The organism is Campylobacter estrildidarum, from assembly GCF_005406205.1.
In the GTDB taxonomy this organism is placed as follows: Bacteria; Campylobacterota; Campylobacteria; order Campylobacterales; family Campylobacteraceae; genus Campylobacter_D; species Campylobacter_D estrildidarum.
The window spans coordinates 47,963-65,919 of sequence record NZ_NXLZ01000012.1; the positions used below are offsets into that span (position 1 = coordinate 47,963).

Below are 17,957 nucleotides of genomic sequence, written 5' to 3' on the forward strand. Positions count from 1 at the left end.
ACCTTTATTTTATAAAAATTATTTAGATGAAATTTCTACCATTTCGCAGAATGGGAAGAAGTATTGTGCGAAATTAGTACCCGTTTTTAAACTTTTGATATGCTTAGAAAATTCACTCCCCTTACCTTCTTTTTTGATTTGGATACTAATTTTTTTGATTTTTTCCTCACGTGCTATGTGACTATCGATTTCTTGTGGATTATCCATATAAGGTTTGATTCTATCTACGCTTATATATTTGTAAGCTTTTCTCATATCTGAAAATATAATATCTTTATTATAAACAGTTAATTTCATTTCGCCTTTTGGAAGCATTTTTACAAAGATAGCTAAGTTATAATCTTTAGCATTTGTTTGTATAGGAGCTAATATCTCTTTTAATAAATTGATTCTATAATCACTTAAAAATTTTCCATCTAAAATATATACTTGCATACCTTCAGTGCTTAATTGAGGTTCTAAGCGACTATCTTTTCCGATGGTTAGGTATTCTTCAGCGACGCTAGGCTTATGTTTTTTAGTATTTTTACCTGTTGTATTTTTTAAAGCTTTTTCTTGCTCTAGAAGTTTTCTTTGTCTTTCTATTTCTTTGTTTAAAGCTTCTATTTTTGCTTTTTTCTCTTCTTCTGTGATTTCTTTTTTGTTTTCAACTTTTTTTTCTGTTTTTTTGTTTGATTCTACTTTATTTGTTGCGCTTGTATTTTGTTTTTGCTGATTGTTTAAGGTAGTATTGTTATCAACTTTGTCCTCTTGTTTTTGATTGTCTGTATAGTTTGGATAAGATGGGGTATTGTAAGAATTGTTTGAATAGTTACTATTTGATTGATTGGAATATGTATTTTGTTCATATGTGCTTGATTGTGTATTTGTTTCGTAATTATTTGTTGGAGTGTAAGAATAATTTGGTTTTGAGTATTCAAAAAGATAATAATACGTTCCTCCAAGTATTAAAATTACAGCTATTAATATTCCGACAATAACAGAAAAAACTTTAAAATTCATTTTTGATTTCCTTTATGTTAATAAAATTTTATTTTAAAAATTTTGATTCTATTCTACTACAATCAAATATAAAGAATATTTAAATTTTATATTTTTAAGTAAATTTTTTTTATAATTTTAACTTTTTAAGGAAAATAATGCCACTTTCTAGATTAAATGAAGAACAATATAAAGCAGCTACGGCTGATTTTGGACATAACTTAATTATTGCGAGTGCAGGTACAGGAAAAACTTCCACTATAGTTGCAAGGATCTCTTATCTTTTAAGCCAAGATATTAATCCGCAAAAAATAATGCTTTTAACTTTTACTAATAAAGCTAGTAAAGAAATGATTAGTCGTTTGAATATGTTTTTTGATAAAAGCATTACAAATAAAATTCTTGCAGGAACCTTTCATAGCACGGCTTATACTTTATTAAAGAATGCAAATAAAGATATTATTTTAAAACAAGCTAGTGAGTTAAAAACTTTACTTAGAAGTGTATATGAAAAAAGAACCTTTAGACATTTAAGCGATATAAAACCTTATCAAGCAAGCTATTTATATGATATATATTCTTTATTTCAAAACAAGGCACATAATCAAGATTTTTTCACTTGGTTTTGTAAAAACTATGAAGAACAAAGCATATATGCTGAAATTTATGAAGATATTTTTAAAGAATATGAAAATGAAAAAAAGCGTTTTAACTATGTTGATTTTAATGATTTGCTTTTAAATTTAAAAGAGCTCTTAAAAGAAAATAAATACGAATTTGATGAAATTTTGGTAGATGAATATCAAGACACAAACACTTTGCAAAGCTCTTTAATTGAATCTTTTAAAAGTAAAAGTTTATTTTGCGTGGGTGATTATGATCAGAGCATTTATGCTTTTAATGGAGCAGATATAAATATTATCGGTAGTTTTAAAGATCGTTTTAAAGATGCAAAAATATTTTCTTTAAATAAAAACTATCGTTCTTCTAGAAGCATTTTAGCTTTAGCAAATAAGGTGATTTTAAATAATGAAAGACTTTATCCTAAAGAGCTAATAGTTACAAGAAAAGATGAATTTAAAGCTCCTGCTTTATTAACTTTTGAAGAATTATTTGATCAATATCAAAATATAGCTAAAATGATACTAACTAGTGGGGTAAATTTAGAAGAAATAGCAGTTATTTTTAGAAATAATTCAAGTGCCGATGGGATCGAAGTAGCATTAAGGGAGCAAGGGATTGCTAGCGCTAGAAAAGGCAGTGGAAGTTTTTTTGAAAGTTTGGAGGTTAAGGCTTTTAATGCAATGTTAGCTTTAATTATTAATCCAAAAGATATTATGGCTTTTATCCACCTAATCCAATACACTAAAGGAGTTGGGGGAGTATTGGCAAAAGAAATTTTTGATGCGCTTTTAAAATTAGGTCATGGTAGTTTAATTAAAGGTTTTTTAGATCCGGATAAAAGCGTTAGTTTGCAAAATCATCAACAAAGAAATTATCAACTTGGTCTTTTTGGGGACTTGGAAGAATTATTAGATGAAAAACGTTTTACTTTAGAAAGTGAATTTAATTCTCATCCTATTTTAAAAATCTCAAAAATAAATGATTTATGCGCAAGGAATCTAGAAAAAATATATTTTTTTTTAAAAGAAGCTGTGAAAATTAAGCATTCTTTAGGATTGGTAAAATTAATTTGTCAAAATTCTTTTTATAGAGAAATTTGCGAAGAGCTTGCCATAAAAAGGGCTACAAATAAATCAGGGCAGGTTGATTTAACGCGAAAAGCTGAAAATTTAGAAAAAATAGAAAATAAGCTTAATGTTTTAAGGGAGCTTGCTAAAAATTATAGCGATATTTATAAGTATTATAATTTTCTTACCTTGGGTGCTAGTGAAATGGGTAATGAAAAAGGCGTTAATTTGTTAAGTGTTCATGCAAGCAAGGGTTTAGAATTCGATCTTGTTTTTGTCGTAGATCTTGCACAAGGGCGTTTTCCAAATCAAAAACTTATAAATATGGGTGGAAGTCTAGAAGAAGAAAGAAGGCTTTTTTATGTAGCAGTAACTAGAGCTAAAAATATACTTTATCTAAGTTATGCAAAATATGATAAAAATAAAAAAACTTCTTTTGATCCTTCATGTTTTCTTATAGAAGCAGGACTTTGCAAAGCAGAATTAAGATAGTTCTCTTGAATCTTAAAAAAAACATTAACTTTTTAAGGTATAATTTTAGTGTTTTAAAATTTTATCAATATTAAAGGAAATTATTATGAGTTCAGTAAACTTTAAAGGAAGTCCTGTAAATCTTAAAGGAAATATAGAAGTTGGAGATCAGGCGCCAAAAGTAAATTTAAAAGCAAAAGATTTAAGTTTGGTTGAAATTGGTGCAGCAGGCAAAACCCAAATCGTTTTAAGTGTTCCAAGTCTTGATACTCCAGTGTGTGCTGCTGAAGCGAGAGATTTTAATAAAAAAGTTGCGAGTTACAATGGGGCTGAGGTTATCGTTGTAAGCATGGATTTGCCTTTTGCGATGGGTAGATTTTGTAGTACAGAAGGTATTGAAAATTTAGTTGTGGCAAGTGATTTTGTCGCTAAAGAATTTGGAGAAAAATACGGCGTTTTAATTAGCGATAGTGCATTAGAAGGTCTTTTAGCTCGTGCTGTATTTGTGATTAAAGATGGCAAGGTGGTGTATAAAGATTTAGTAAATGAAATCACAGAAATGCCAGATATTTCAAAGCTTGATACTTTTTTTAGTAGTTGTGGCTGTGGTGGATGTGGTTGTCATTAATCTAAAATATTTTGGTCACAAGCTTTTGTGGCCATTATAAAAAATCTTTCGAAATATTAATTTTTGCTTTTATTGCTAGAACATTTTTTTATTAAAAATATTTTCAAAAATATTAAATTATAGGTATTAAATTATTATTTTTTATAAAGGGTAATTTATACTTAGTTAAGCTATAATTAAACGACTTTTTATTTTTTCAAAAAAGGAGAATAGTATATGAATAGAAGGGATTTTATTAAAAATACCGCTATTGCAAGTGCTGCTAGTGTAGCAGGATTGAGCGTGCCAACTTCTATGCTTGCTAAGCAAGAAGAGAATTGGAAATGGGATAAAGCTGTTTGTAGATTTTGCGGAACAGGTTGTGGAATTATGATAGCCAGAAAAGATGGCAAAATCGTAGCTACAAAAGGCGATCCTGCAGCTCCAGTTAATCGTGGTCTTAACTGTATTAAAGGATATTTTAATGCTAAGATTATGTATGGAGAAGATCGCCTTGTTATGCCTTTAATGCGTGTTAATGATAAAGGTGAATTTGATAAAAAAGGTAAATTTCAACAAGTTTCTTGGAAAAGAGCTTTTGATGAAATGGAAAAACAATTTAAAAAAGCCTATAATGAATTAGGTGTAAGTGGTGTAGGTATTTTTGGTAGTGGGCAATATACTATTCAGGAAGGTTATGCGGCTTTAAAACTTGCAAAAGCTGGTTTTAGAACTAACAATATCGATCCAAATGCAAGACATTGTATGGCTTCAGCTGTTGTAGGCTTTATGCAAACTTTTGGTATCGATGAACCATCAGGCTGTTATGATGATATAGAACTTACAGATACTATCATTACTTGGGGTGCTAATATGGCTGAAATGCATCCTATTTTGTGGTCTAGGGTAAGTGATAGAAAATTAAGCAATCTTGATAAAGTTAAGGTTATAAATCTAAGCACTTATTCTAATAGAACTTCAAATATTGCTGATATAGAAATTATTTTTAAACCAAATACAGATTTGGCAATATGGAATTATATCGCAAGAGAAATAGTTTATAACCATCCAGAAGCAATGGATAAAGAATTTATAAACAAGCATTGTGTTTTTGCAACAGGTTATGCTGATATTGGTTATGGTATGAGAAATAATCCAAATCATTCTCAATTTAAAGCCAGTGAAAAAGATACAGTTGAAAAAGAAAATGTAATCACTTTAGACGATGAAGAGGCAACTTCTTTAGCGTATCTTGGAGTGAAAAAAGGTGATCAATTGCATATGAAACACCAAAGTGTAGCGGATAAAAACTGGGAGATTACCTTTGAAGAATTTAAAAAAGGTTTAGCTCCATACACACTTGAATATACAGCACAAGTTGCTAAAGGTGATGATAATGAATCTTTGGAAGATTTTAAGAAAAAGCTTGAGCAATTAGCAAAATTATACATAGAAAAAAATCGTAAGATAGTAAGTTTTTGGACTATGGGCTTTAACCAACACACTCGTGGTTCTTGGGTTAATGAACAAGCTTATATGGTGCATTTATTACTTGGAAAACAAGCTAAACCAGGAAGTGGAGCTTTTTCTTTAACAGGACAGCCAAGTGCTTGCGGAACAGCTAGAGAAGTAGGAACTTTTTCTCATCGCTTGCCTGCGGATATGGTGGTGGCAAATCCAAAGCATAGAGAAATTTCAGAAAAAATATGGAAAGTTCCAGCTAAAACAATTAACCCTAAACCAGGTTCTCCTTATCTTGGAATTATGAGAGATTTAGAGGATGGCAAAATTAAATTTATTTGGGTGCAAGTGAATAATCCATGGCAAAATACTGCTAATGCAAATCACTGGATTAAAGCTGCTAGAGATATGGATAATTTCATCGTTGTGAGTGATTGTTATCCAGGAATTTCAGCAAAAGTAGCCGATCTTATTTTACCAAGTGCTATGATTTATGAAAAATGGGGTGCTTATGGAAATGCTGAAAGAAGAACTCAACATTGGAGACAACAAGTTTTACCAGTAGGTGCTGCTATGAGTGATACTTGGCAAATTTTAGAATTTGCAAAAAGATTTAAACTTAAAGAAGTTTGGAAAGAGCAAAAAGTTGATGATAAACTTACTTTACCAAGCGTCCTAGAAGAAGCAAAAGCTATGGGGTATAGTGAAGATGATACTTTATTTGATGTATTATTTGCCAATAAAGAAGCAAAAAGTTTTAAAGCAAATGATCCAATTGCTAAAGGTTTTGATAATACCGATGCTAACGGGGATGAAAGAAAGATCGAAGGTAGTGATGGACAAGAATTTAAAGGTTATGGCTTTTTTGTTCAAAAATATCTTTGGGAAGAATATCGTAACTTTGGCTTAGGACACGGACACGATTTGGCTGATTTTAACACCTATCATAAGGTAAGGGGGCTAAGATGGCCAGTTGTTAATGGCAAAGAAACCCAATGGAGATTTAATACTAAATTTGATTACTATGCTAAAAAAGCTTCTCCAAATTCTGATTTTGCTTTCTATGGTGGATTTGATAAAATGTTAGCAAATGGTGATTTAAAAGCTCCGATTGATGAAAAACCACATAGCATTAAGAACAAAGCAAAAATTTTCTTTAGACCATTTATGAAAGCTCCAGAAAGACCAGATAAAGAATATCCATTCTGGTTGGCAACAGGTAGGGTTTTAGAGCATTGGCATAGTGGAACAATGACTATGCGTGTACCTGAGCTTTATCGTGCAGTTCCTGAGGCGCTTTGCTATATGAGTGAAAAAGATGGAGAAAAATTAGGCTTAAATCAAGGAGATGTTGTTTGGGTAGAATCGCGTCGTGGCAAGGTAAAAGCAAGAATTGATATGCGCGGAAGAAATAAACCACCTGTAGGGCTTGTTTATGTTCCTTGGTTTGATGAAAATGTGTACATCAATAAAGTTACTTTAGATGCAACTTGTCCTCTTTCAAAGCAAACTGATTTTAAAAAATGTGCAGTAAAAATTTATAAAGTTTAATTTGGGATTTTATAATCAATGAAAGATAGAAGAGAATTTTTCAGCTCTATTTTTAAAAGCTTATGCCTTTGTACGGCAGGAGGTTTTTTAGCAAATTTAGCTTTAAAAGCTAGTGATAATTATGCTTTGCGTCCTCCTGGGGCTGAAGATGAAAAAAGGTTTTTAAGCAAATGTATTCGCTGTGGACTTTGTGTTAAAGCTTGTCCTTGGAATACTTTAAAACTTGCGAGTTTATTAGATAGCCCAAAAACAGGTACGCCTTTTTTTAAAGCTAGAGAAATTCCTTGTTATCTTTGCAAAGATATTCCTTGTATAAAGGAATGCCCAACAGATGCTTTAGATAAAAAACATTTAGAGCAGGGTATAGAATCTTTAAAAATAGGTATTGCAGTAGTGGATTCTTCAACTTGTATTTCTTTTTGGGGATTGCAGTGTGATGCTTGTCAAAGAGCTTGTCCTTTAATCGATAGAGCCTTAAAACTAGAATATAAAAGAAATGAAAGAACTGCAAAGCATGCTTTTTTAGTTCCTGTAGTGGATAATGAAGTATGTGTTGGATGTGGGCTTTGTGAGCTTGCTTGTGTTACCGAAGAACCAGCCATTCGTGTTTTACCACGAGAATATGTTTTAGGCAAGGCGGGTGCCCATTATGTAAAAGGTTGGGATAAAAATGATGAAAAACGCATAGAGCAAGCTGACACTTCAAAACATTTTAATACTAAAAAAGCTCAAGATTATCTTAATAATGGAGATGATTTGTGAGATATTTAATCGCTAGGCGTGTAGTTCAAATCGGAATCTTAGCTCTTTTTAGCTTTAAATTTACAGATTTTATTTTAAAAGGAAATTTAAGTTCATCTAAACTTTTTAATTTTATACCCCTAAGTGATCCTTTTGCGGTATTGCAAATTTTTTTAGCAAGTTTTAGTATAGACTTAATGGCACTTTTGGGTGCTTTGCTGGTTTTAATGCTTTATGGAATATTTTTAGGTAGAGTTTTTTGTGCGTGGATTTGCCCTGTAAATATGATTACGGACTTTGCCGCCTTTGTGCGTTCTAAAGCAAATTTTAAAAATAGTAAATTTTTAATTTTAAACAAAAATTTACGTTATTACATTTTGTTTTTGGTTTTAATCCTTTCTTTTATGCTGTCATTGCCTATATTTGAAAGTTTTTCTTATATAGGTATCATTCACAGAGGGATTATTTTTGGTACCGCTTCTTGGATTTTTATAGCGTTTGTAATTTTTTGCATAGATGCATTTTTAAGTCCTAGAGCGATTTGTTCTCATCTTTGTCCTTTAGGAGCTTTTTACGCTTTAATTTCTCGTTTTGCTTGGCTAAAAATCAAACATGATAGTAAAAATTGCACTAAATGTTACCATTGTGTTTCGATTTGTCCTGAAAAACAAGTTCTTTGGATGATAGGAAGAGAAAGCACGAGTGTAAATTCTGGAGAATGTATAAGATGTGGGCGTTGTATAGAAGTATGTAACGACAATGCTTTAAATTTTAATATTTTTAACTTAAGGAAAAAATAATGAAAAAGAAAATAGTTTTAGCTGTTTCAGTTTTTTTGGCTGCTTGTGGAGTTAATAATGATTTAAATTCTAATCAATTTGGACTTAGAAAAGCGGGTTTAGAAAATGAAAATAAAGTTTCTTTAATCGAGGCAAATTATACAAATTTGCAACCAGGTGAATCACATCGCTTTGAGCGATCTTATGAAAACGCACCTCCGCTTATTCCACATGCTATTGAAGATATGCTTCCTATAACAAAGGATAATAATACTTGTTTAAGTTGTCATGATAAAGCTATTGCTAAAGATGTAGGGGCTACTCCTCTTCCAGCAAGTCATTATTATGATTTTAGACGCAATAAAAAGACAGGAAATGCTATCAGCGATACGCGTTTTAACTGTACTCAATGTCATGTCCCACAAAGCGATGCTAAACCTTTAGTAGGTAATAGCTTTAAACCTGAATTTAAAAATGATAAATTAAAAAATCATTCTAATCTTATTGATGTAATTAATGAAGGTGTAAAATAAATATAAATGAAAAAAATATTTTGTATTTTAAGTTTTTTCTACCTTTTTTCTTATGCCTATGAGTTAAAGATAAACTCTAACATTACTGCTCTAAAATTAGGCGAACAAAATTTATATATAGGTACAGAAAAAGGTGAAATATTAAAATACAATATTCAAGATAAAAGCTTAAAAAAGCTTTTATCTTTACCAAAAATCAAAGATTATTACGGAGATAATTTTGCCAAAATCTATAACATAGATTTAAATCACAATACGCTTTTAATCCTTAGTGAAGGAGATTTTGGAAATAAAAATTTAAGCTTTTACAATAAAAAACTAACAATCAAAAAACTTCAAGAACAAAGCGTAAAAAAGGTTTTTTTTATAGACAACAATACTTTTCTTTTCGTGCTTTTGGATTCTGAAATCATTTTAGTAGATCATAATTTAAAAAAAATAAAAGAATTTCAATTTTCTCACTCTAGCTTGAGCGATGCTGTTTTAAATGAAGATAAAACCCAACTTGTTGCGGGTTTTGAAAGCGGAGAAGTAAAACTTTTTGATTTGAAAAAATGGAAGATATTGAAAAATTACGATGAAATACATAAGGATAATATTTATCAAGTTGATTTTAAGAAAAATATTATATTAAGTTGTGGAACAGATAGACGTTTAGGTATAGTTAAAAACAATAAGCAGTATTTTTTACAAAAAGATTTTTTGATATATACTTGCGCCTTAAGTCCTAGCGGAAAATTTGCAATTTATAGTGATAACGAAGCTGAGATTAGTGAAATTTTTAATACAAATAATTTTAATTCTATAGCTAAATTTCACAATGCAGGAATGATGAGCGAATTTATTATCTTTATTAATGAAAATGAATTTATAATTTCTGGTTTTGGTGATAAAATATTATTTAGGAGTGTGGATGAATCTCTCTAGTGTTTTGATTATGGTAAAAAAAGAAGAAATATCCAATTTAAAAGAAAAAATATCTAAAATTCCATTTTGTTCAGTAGAGCTTTGCGAAGGTGAGAAAATAATTGTTGTAATAGAGAGTGAAAGTTTAGAAGAAGAATTAAAATCTTATAAGATGTTGGAGCAACTGCCAAATATTGTTAGTATTAACATGGTTTTTTCATATCAAGATTTAGATGAAGATATACAAAAAGCTATAGATAGTGGCGCGATAGAAACTATAGAGAAAAATGAAAGTGCTGAAAATATAAAATATTATGGTAATATTTTTAATAAATTTTCATAAGGATAAAAAATGATTTTCTTAATTCCTTTGTTGTTAATTGTGGCTATACTTTTTGGAATTGATTATCTTTATTTTGGTGATGAAAATAGTAAGGCAAAAGCAAAACTTGAACTAAAACAAGAGTCTAATCCAAGCTTAGAACAAGAAAAGAAAAAGTATTTAGATCAACTTTTTAAACCTAAATCATAAATTTTTGAGTATGGATTATTTATTTTTTATTTTTACTTTTTCCTGTGTTTCCTTGCTACCTGGGCTTTGTATGAATTTAGCTTTTTCATTAGGGCTTTCTTTAGGATATAAAAATGCTCTATGGATGATGTTTGGAGAGTTATTTGGATTAGGCATTATCATAATTTGTTGTGCTTTTGGAGCGAATATGCTTGCACAATATGAATTATTGTTTAAAATTTTTAAAATTTGTGGAGCTTTATATCTTTTTTATATAGCCTTTGTTTTATTTCGAACTCATTGTCAAGTTAGCGAAAAAAAGATTACAAAAAAGGAAAAATTTTCACTAGCATTGCAAGGATTTATGACTTCTATTACAAATCCTAAAACTTGGATTTTTATCCTTTCTATCCTACCTTCTTTTTTAAAATTTCATACAAGTTTATTGGTTTTAGCAAGTATTATTTTATTTATAGAATTTTGTTCATTAAGCTTGTATGCTTTAGGTGGAAGCTTTTTTAGAGTTTTTATGAATAGACATTTAAATAAATTAAACAAGTTAAGTGCTTTGTGCATTGCTATTTTAGGCATTAGTATAATACTTAATTAAAGATAAGTTAAAATGCTTTTTGCTAAAATTAAGAAAAATAATTAGGAAAAATGATGAAAAATACGGTTACTGAAGCATCTATTTATGAAGCACAGGGACTTAAAAATGAGGCGTTGGAAATCTATAAAAATATTTTGAAAGAAGATCCTAATAATCAAAATGCAATTAATGCTGTGCGTCGTCTTAGCGGATTGAAATCTAAACATAAAGATTTAAATACTCAAATGCTTGATTTTTTTATTAATATGAAGAGCAATGAAGAAATCAATGAATTTAAAAGATGGTTGGTAAAAATATGAATTTAGAAGATTTAGCAAAAAAAACTATAAGTGAAGTTAGTTCTATTATGGAAGAACAACAAAGACAAGATAAAATTTTAAAAGAACAAGAAGAGGAGATTAAACAAGATAAGCCGTTTAAAGAAGCTGATGAGTTGGTTGTTGAAGAAGCACATAGTGTTTTAGAAGATAAAATTTCTATGGTGAAACTGGAAGAACAAATATTACAAGAGACTATTGAAAACGAAACCATGATTCCATCGGTTTTAGAAAATAAAACTATAGATGCTAAAACGAGTAAATTTAATGAAGATATATTTTTTAAAAATCTTAGAGAACGTATATTAGTCCTTTTTGAAGGTTTAAATAGTGTAAAAAAAGAAGATTTGGAATCAAGACTTAATCTCACAACCAACTTTTTAGAGTTTTTACTTGCAAATATCGAAGATAGACTTAAAAAATAACTCCGATTTAGCTTTTATTGCAAATTTTTTAAAACCTTACACCCAAAGGGCTTATTTAGTAGGTGGTAGCGTCAGAGATATGCTTTTGGGTTTAGAACTTTTTGATTATGATATTGAAATTTACGACATTGATGCAAAACAATTTGATGCTATTATGCAAAAATTGGGTGCAAAAGGTTTTGGTAAAAGTTTTTTTGTTTATAAATTTAAAAATTTTGATTTAGCACTCGCTAGAACAGAAAATAAAATATCCTATGGACACACAGGCTTTGAAGTAAAAATTTGCAATGATGAAAAACTAGGTGCAAAAAGACGAGATTTTACTATAAATGCTTTGATGATTAATATTTTTAGTGGAGAATTTTTAGATTTTTATAATGGCTTACAGGATTTAAAACAAGGAATTTTAAGGCACATTGATGAGAAAAGTTTTCAAGAAGATAGTTTAAGGATTTTAAGAGCCATTGTTTTTGCTTCAAGATTTGATTTTAAAATAGCCAATGAAACTTTAAATTTGATGCAAAATATGGATATAAAAGATTTAAGTCAAGATAGAATCAATATTGAGCTTTATAAATTCTTTAAAAGCTCTAAACTTGAAGTCGGATACAAATATTTACAAGAACTTCACTTAGAAAAAGAAATTTTTGACTTTAAAAGTGATTTTAAAAGTTTAGAATTTCAAAATTTACTTAAAGAAGCTAGAAAGATCATTAAAGATGAGGCTTTATTTTTATATCTGTATCTTAATTTTTTTGAACTAGATAAAGAAGTATTTTTCAAAAAAACTAAATTAAAAAAAGAATATTTAAAAAAAGTAAATCAAGTCTTCTATCTCGATGATATAGATGACTTTGAGTTAGCAAGAATCGCTTTTGATATGCCTTTAAAAAAATGGCTTGGACTTTGGAATGAAAAAAGAGTAGAGCAAGCTAAAAAACTTAAACTTTATGAAAATAAATTTGAGAGTAAAATTGTAACGCAAGATCTTATAAATATTGGATTTTTTGGAAAAGCATTAGGTATAAAACTTCAAGAAGTAAGAGAAAATGAACTCAAAGAATATATAAAAAATATCAAAATTAATTTATTTCGATGAAAACAAAGAGAATGACATGTATCAATTCTCTTTTTAAAATTTTTAAACTAAATCTTTTGCGAGTTCTTTCGCTCCTTTTAGATCTACTTTTCCAGAACCTAAAACAGGAATTTTTTCCACTTTAAAATAACGACTTGGCTTAAAAATAGCGGGCGTATTAGAACTCTTTATAGCTTCACATATCCCTTCAAAAAATTCATCATTGCATTCGACAAGTAAAACTATTTGTTCGCCTTTTTTTTCATCTTCTAAGGCTATAGCACAAAATTTAACCACTTCAGTATTGATAAATTTGGCTATTTCTTCTTCTAAAGTTCCAAGAGAAATCATCTCGCCGCCGATTTTTGCAAAACGAGAATAACGATCGACTATATATAAGAAGCCATCTTCATCTAAATGTCCTTTATCGCCCGTGTTATACCATCTAATGCCATCAATTTCTTTGATCACTTCATCGGTTTTTTCTTTATTATTAAGATAACCCACCATAACTTGATGGCCACCTATGAGTATAAGTCCATCTTCATTTGTTTTAAGAATTTCATAAGTATTTGGATCTACGATTCTTATCGCAGTTCCTGGCAAAGGCATACCCACACTTCCTTCTTTGCTTGCACGATGTATGAGCCAATAATCAACATCAAAGCGATTTGGAAGATTTACACTTGCTACAGGAGTTGTCTCTGTGGCTCCATATCCTTCAAAAATAGTCTTTTTAAATTTCATTTCAAAGGCAGTTCTTACTTCATTTTTAAGTTTTTCAGCACCCGAAACGACGATCCTTAAGCTTTCAAACATTAATGCATCTAATTTTTTATTTCTTGCGTAAATTCCTAAAAATGTAGAAGTTCCACACATTATCGTTACGTTATTTTTAGCGATGGCTTTGGCTATACCTAGGGCATCTGTTGGATCTGCAAAAGTGATGCTTTTAATTCCTTCAAGCAAAGGTAAAAATGTCGTAACTGTAAGTCCAAAAGCGTGGAAAGGCGGTAAAGATGAAAGCATAACATCGCTATTTTTTGTACATAAAACATCAGAAATTTGAGCGATATTGCTTAAAATGTTTCTATTATTTAGCATAACGCCTTTTGGAGCACCTTCGCTACCACTGCTAAAGAGTATAGCTGCTATAGCGAGATTGTTTTTAGAAGGGGTAAATATAGCTTTTAAAATACAAGATGGTAAAATGCTTACCATTATCATTGTTCTTATGACTTTACTTTTTTGTTTTTTGAAGTTTTCTACTATATCTTCCATATAAATTAAATGTATATTTTCTCCAAAGTTTAGGGAAATTCCTTTGTTTTCTAATTTTTCTAAAAACTTTCTAGAAGTATAAATTTGTGAAATTTGTGCATTTTCAATTGCTGCTTTTAAAGCTTTTTCTCCAGCTGTAAAATTAAGATTTACCACAACTTTTTGTGCAATAAGTACTGAAAGATTTACTAAAGAACTTGCAAAAGAGGCAGGAAGTAGAATTCCTATACATTCTTCTTTAGGAGCATAACTTCCGCGTTCAAAGCGAATATTTAATTTTTCGGTATTTTCTCTTATAAAAGTGCTCAAAATCAAACTAAGACTTAACATTTTTCTATAAGTAATTGCACCTGCTATAGTATCTATAATAGCAATATTGCTAAGATTTCTTTTTGCAGTACTAATCCAAACTCTTGCTATAGTATGCATTGCCTCGCATTGAGATTTCCAAGCCATAAAAGAAAGCTCAAAAACCTTAGCCTTAACTTCATCTCTTTTTGAATTTAAAGACATTGCTTTTCCAAAGGCAATGGCTATTCTTCTTTTACTTAAAGTTTTATTTCTAGCTGAAAATTCTTCATCGCTTCTAGAAAAAGAGCTTCCCCAGAGTCCCTTTATGTAAAAAGGTAAGATAATTCCATCATTTTCTTCTAAATTAGAGCAAACGTGTTCAAAACCTGCTTTAAATTCATTTAGTTGTCCGTGTCGAGAGAGCACACCTTCAGGAAAAAGACAAACTAAATCTCCATTTTTGATATGTTGTGCAATGAGTTCTAAGCTTGCTTTGCTTCCGGTGCTTGAAACAGGGATAACGCCGAATTTATCTAAAAAGAATTTAATATACCATTTAGAATAGATACTTCTTTCCATAACAAAATAAACTTTTCGTGGTATCGCCATTTGAACAATAGCCCAATCTATAAAAGAAACGTGATTTCCTAAAAGTAGGGCACCTCCTTTTTCAGGAATATTTTCAAAACCTTCTACAAGCAAGCGGTATCGTCCTAAAAATGCCATATTTAAAAGAATTCTAACCAAAGAAAAAGGTAGCTTTAAAACAACATAAATCGCTCCAAAGAAAGTTACAATCATAATAAAATAGAACAGATAGACAACATCTAGCTTAAAATTTGCAAATAAGGTTGCTAAAACAAGAAAAGCTAGCATAGTTATATTTTGTATAAAATTATTTCCAGCTAAAATTTTTCCAAGTTCATTTTCTCTCGCGTGAAATTGCATGAGTGAATTTAAAGGTATGATAAAAAGTGCGCCACAAAAACCAAATAAAAAGAACAAAAAGCTATAAAAAATTAAATTTGTAAAATAAGGTATTGTTAAAGTGATAATAAAAATTCCTAAAGCTCCAAATGGAATAAGGCCTAATTCTATATAATTTTTAGAAAATTTACCTGCTACTAAGGAGCCTAAAATGACACCAATTCCAGAAAATCCTAAAGAAATTTGCACAAAAAAGGTATTGTCGATTAAAAGTTCATTTTTACTAAATACTGGAAATGTTACTAAATAGAGTTGAGAAATAGCCCAGAATACAGAAATTCCAATAATACAAAGCCAAATGGTTTTGTTTTCAAAAATAAGTTTTAAATTTTTTGTCAATAACTTGGCGCTTAAGTATTCTTGTATGCTAAATTTTATATTTTTATCTTCGTTTTTAAGCTGCGGTAAGCGACAAGCTAGGTAAAACTCAAGCAAAGAAAAACCTATAAGCACAAATCCCAAAGGAGCAACTTGTTTTAAAACTTCTGATGGATTGGTATTGTTTATAGGTTGATACAAATTTTCAAAGCTAAGTGAAAATACACTCATTCCAGCCAAAATAGCAACAATGCTTACAGCATTGATAGCACCATTTCCTATAGCAAGCATTTCTTTGCCGACTAATTCCTTTATAAATCCGTATTTACTAGGAGAATAAAGTGCTGCTTGAATTCCCATAATAAAAGTAAAAACAAAAGCTGTCCAAAAAGCTCCATTGTAATAACAAGCACAAATAATAATGGTTAAAATCATACTAAAGCCAGCTGAAATTTTAATAATCCAGTTTTTGGGATATTTATCCGCTAAAAATCCCGAGGGAGAAAGCATTAAAACAAAAGGTAATAATATAAGTGCATTAACAATAGCTGTCAATAAAAGCTGGGTGTCGTCTTCATAAATTTTATAAATAGTATTTTGAATAATAATTTTATGTCCTAAATCAACGAAAGCATTAATAAAGCCTACAAGCAAAAAAGGTATAACACCTTTAACTTTTAAGAAAGATTTTTTTTGCATTTTGTTATCATCCTTTAGATTGTTTTAAGGAAGTATTTTATCATATATTTTGTTTGCTTATTGATAATTTTACTTCTATTTCTTATTTGTAAAAAATTAATTAAAAGTCAAAATTTTATTACATTTCGTAACGATATTTAAAGAAAAATATAAAAATGAATTACAAAATTTTTTACCTATAAAATTCACTGCAAATATTACTTAATTTCTTGGAAATTAGAACTTTTAAAAATTTGATTAAAATTATCATTTATGATAAAATGATTTTTATGTTATATTTTTACATAGAAATTAGGTAAATTATGATCAAAAAATTATTAAGCGTTGCAACTTTAGGTGCCTTATTAGCAAGTTCTGCTTTTGGGGATGATTTTTTAGCTAAAGTTAGTAATGGTGCACTCAGTGATAACAGTGTAGGTGTTAAAGTTCTTAGTCTTAATGAGATGAAAGATGTTAAGGGCGGTCTTTTAATACGACAAGCTTATCATTCAGCCTATGTTAATAGTTATGGACAGCGTTTAAATTATACAGAGTATTGGCAAGTGTTGCCAGATGCATACGAAGAAAAAATAGGAGTAATTAAAGTTTTAGATACTGACAAATACAGCACTACTGACTATCAAAGTTTTAAATGGTTTACTTCTTTAGATCCAAAAAATGAGATTGTAACAATTATGGGTACCTATGATTTTAAAACCCAATTAGTGTATGCACAATTTATTATCTATAATACAAAAACAAAAACGCATAGAATTGTCAGCAATCATCCACTTGCCAATAAAATATTTAATACTACTAAGCAAATGGTTGCATATTATGTTTACAATAATCGTTACATGCCTATAAAATAGTAAAGGATTAAAAATGAGTTTAGCTTCTAGGGTAGATCAATATAATCACGAATTTACTTACTTATGGGGTATAGGTCCAAAACCCGTTGAAAGTGATCCTAATAGTGTAGAATTTAGTCAGCTTTTGCAGGATTTAAATTCTCAAGCTTCTAAATCTTATGCTAAAGACAATTTTGATTATTTAAAATTAGGAACAATAAGTAAAGAACAGGCTTATAACTCTCTTAAAAATATTAGTGAAAAAATGGACGAAGTGATAGAAAATGCAAAAAATCAAGGCGATGAAGTTCTTTTTGAAAAATTAAGTTTGTTGAAAAATTTTCATTTTAAAAATACACTCGGAGGTTATACTACAACATTAGCTAGTCTTGAAAATTCAACAAATAAACTTACCTCTTTAAGTTCGCAAGACTTAGCCAAAGAACTTGAAAATATAAATAATAACCTATCGGTTGCAAATATGATATTAGGCGGCGTTGCTGATATAGCTGAAGTTTTCTTTGCTATAGCTGGTGTTACAGATGTACAAGATGATATCAATATACTTAAAAAATATCATATGGATAGTCAAACACAAATAGAACTTAATAATGGAACAATTTTAAGAGTAAGTGCTGTTCGTGAAATGGCAGAAAATGTAGATTCTAAGTTTTCAAAGATAGCCGAAGATAAGAAAAATTCTTTGTTAGAAACTTTACTTCAAACAATTTAACAATTTTAAATTTTGGAATAGAATTTGCTATTTTATTCCAAAATAAATAAGGATTAAAACAATGTTAAATTTTAATACAGGCTTTGGCAATAATCTCTTTACTAATTTAAACATTAATGTTAAAAAAAATCAAAGTTCTTTAAATTCTTCTAATAG

Annotated in this window: 17 protein-coding genes; 15 read left to right on the plus strand and 2 right to left on the minus strand. The window is 29.5% G+C overall.

What is annotated here, in order from left to right:
• Positions 1-18: 18 nt before the first annotated feature.
• Positions 19-1,002: a hypothetical protein gene (locus CQA69_RS07065; protein WP_137621081.1), complete on the minus strand. Its 984-nt coding sequence runs from the start codon at positions 1,000-1,002 to the stop codon at positions 19-21.
• 137 nt (positions 1,003-1,139) lie between these two features.
• Between CQA69_RS07065 and CQA69_RS07070 the strand changes: the two genes are divergently transcribed.
• The 13 genes from CQA69_RS07070 (at position 1,140) to CQA69_RS07130 (ending at position 12,683) form a co-directional block, all read left to right on the plus strand.
• Complete coding sequence (locus CQA69_RS07070; RefSeq protein ID WP_137621082.1) at positions 1,140-3,164, plus strand: ATP-dependent helicase; 2,025 nt, start codon at positions 1,140-1,142, stop codon at positions 3,162-3,164.
• A gap of 85 nt (positions 3,165-3,249) precedes the next feature.
• Positions 3,250-3,771: a thiol peroxidase gene (gene tpx, locus CQA69_RS07075; RefSeq protein ID WP_137621083.1), complete on the plus strand. Its 522-nt coding sequence runs from the start codon at positions 3,250-3,252 to the stop codon at positions 3,769-3,771.
• A 216-nt stretch (positions 3,772-3,987) separates the two neighbouring features.
• Positions 3,988-6,762 carry a periplasmic nitrate reductase subunit alpha gene (napA, locus tag CQA69_RS07080; RefSeq protein ID WP_137621084.1) on the plus strand — a complete coding sequence of 925 codons (2,775 nt, stop codon included), beginning with the start codon at positions 3,988-3,990 and terminating at the stop codon, positions 6,760-6,762.
• 18 nt (positions 6,763-6,780) lie between these two features.
• Positions 6,781-7,524, plus strand: coding sequence for a ferredoxin-type protein NapG (gene napG, locus CQA69_RS07085; protein ID WP_137621085.1), 744 nt, complete (start codon positions 6,781-6,783; stop codon positions 7,522-7,524).
• Positions 7,521-8,303, plus strand: a complete 783-nt coding sequence (gene napH, locus CQA69_RS07090) for a quinol dehydrogenase ferredoxin subunit NapH (RefSeq protein ID WP_137621086.1) — start codon at positions 7,521-7,523, stop codon at positions 8,301-8,303. The genes napG and napH overlap by 4 nt, the downstream gene beginning before the upstream one ends.
• On the plus strand, positions 8,300-8,815 hold the full coding sequence (locus tag CQA69_RS07095; RefSeq protein WP_137621087.1) for a nitrate reductase cytochrome c-type subunit: 516 nt from the start codon (positions 8,300-8,302) through the stop codon (positions 8,813-8,815). The genes napH and CQA69_RS07095 overlap by 4 nt, the downstream gene beginning before the upstream one ends.
• 6 nt (positions 8,816-8,821) lie before the next feature.
• Complete coding sequence (locus tag CQA69_RS07100; RefSeq protein WP_137621088.1) at positions 8,822-9,742, plus strand: WD40 repeat domain-containing protein; 921 nt, start codon at positions 8,822-8,824, stop codon at positions 9,740-9,742.
• Positions 9,729-10,064 (plus strand): chaperone NapD, encoded by a 336-nt coding sequence (locus tag CQA69_RS07105; RefSeq protein WP_137621089.1) that lies wholly within the window; start codon positions 9,729-9,731, stop codon positions 10,062-10,064. The genes CQA69_RS07100 and CQA69_RS07105 overlap by 14 nt, the downstream gene beginning before the upstream one ends.
• A gap of 9 nt (positions 10,065-10,073) precedes the next feature.
• A complete protein-coding gene (locus CQA69_RS07110; protein WP_137621090.1) occupies positions 10,074-10,253 on the plus strand; it encodes a hypothetical protein in 180 nt (59 codons plus the stop codon).
• Positions 10,254-10,263: 10 nt separating this feature from the next.
• Complete coding sequence (locus CQA69_RS07115) at positions 10,264-10,842, plus strand: LysE family translocator (protein ID WP_137621091.1); 579 nt, start codon at positions 10,264-10,266, stop codon at positions 10,840-10,842.
• A gap of 50 nt (positions 10,843-10,892) precedes the next feature.
• Positions 10,893-11,141, plus strand: a complete 249-nt coding sequence (locus CQA69_RS07120) for a tetratricopeptide repeat protein (RefSeq protein ID WP_137621092.1) — start codon at positions 10,893-10,895, stop codon at positions 11,139-11,141.
• A complete protein-coding gene (ciaD, locus tag CQA69_RS07125; protein ID WP_137621093.1) occupies positions 11,138-11,584 on the plus strand; it encodes an effector protein CiaD in 447 nt (148 codons plus the stop codon). The genes CQA69_RS07120 and ciaD overlap by 4 nt, the downstream gene beginning before the upstream one ends.
• Complete coding sequence (locus CQA69_RS07130) at positions 11,553-12,683, plus strand: tRNA nucleotidyltransferase/poly(A) polymerase family protein (RefSeq protein ID WP_137621094.1); 1,131 nt, start codon at positions 11,553-11,555, stop codon at positions 12,681-12,683. Before ciaD ends, CQA69_RS07130 begins: the two co-directional genes overlap by 32 nt.
• Before the next feature lie 42 nt (positions 12,684-12,725).
• Here the strand turns inward: CQA69_RS07130 and CQA69_RS07135 are convergent, their stop codons facing one another.
• Complete coding sequence (locus CQA69_RS07135) at positions 12,726-16,238, minus strand: acyl-[ACP]--phospholipid O-acyltransferase (RefSeq protein ID WP_137621095.1); 3,513 nt, start codon at positions 16,236-16,238, stop codon at positions 12,726-12,728.
• A gap of 302 nt (positions 16,239-16,540) precedes the next feature.
• Between CQA69_RS07135 and CQA69_RS07140 the strand changes: the two genes are divergently transcribed.
• Both CQA69_RS07140 and CQA69_RS07145 read left to right on the plus strand, forming a co-directional pair.
• Positions 16,541-17,089, plus strand: a complete 549-nt coding sequence (locus tag CQA69_RS07140; RefSeq protein ID WP_137621096.1) for a hypothetical protein — start codon at positions 16,541-16,543, stop codon at positions 17,087-17,089.
• 13 nt (positions 17,090-17,102) lie between these two features.
• Positions 17,103-17,801, plus strand: coding sequence for a hypothetical protein (locus CQA69_RS07145; RefSeq protein ID WP_137621097.1), 699 nt, complete (start codon positions 17,103-17,105; stop codon positions 17,799-17,801).
• Positions 17,802-17,957: the final 156 nt, after the last annotated feature.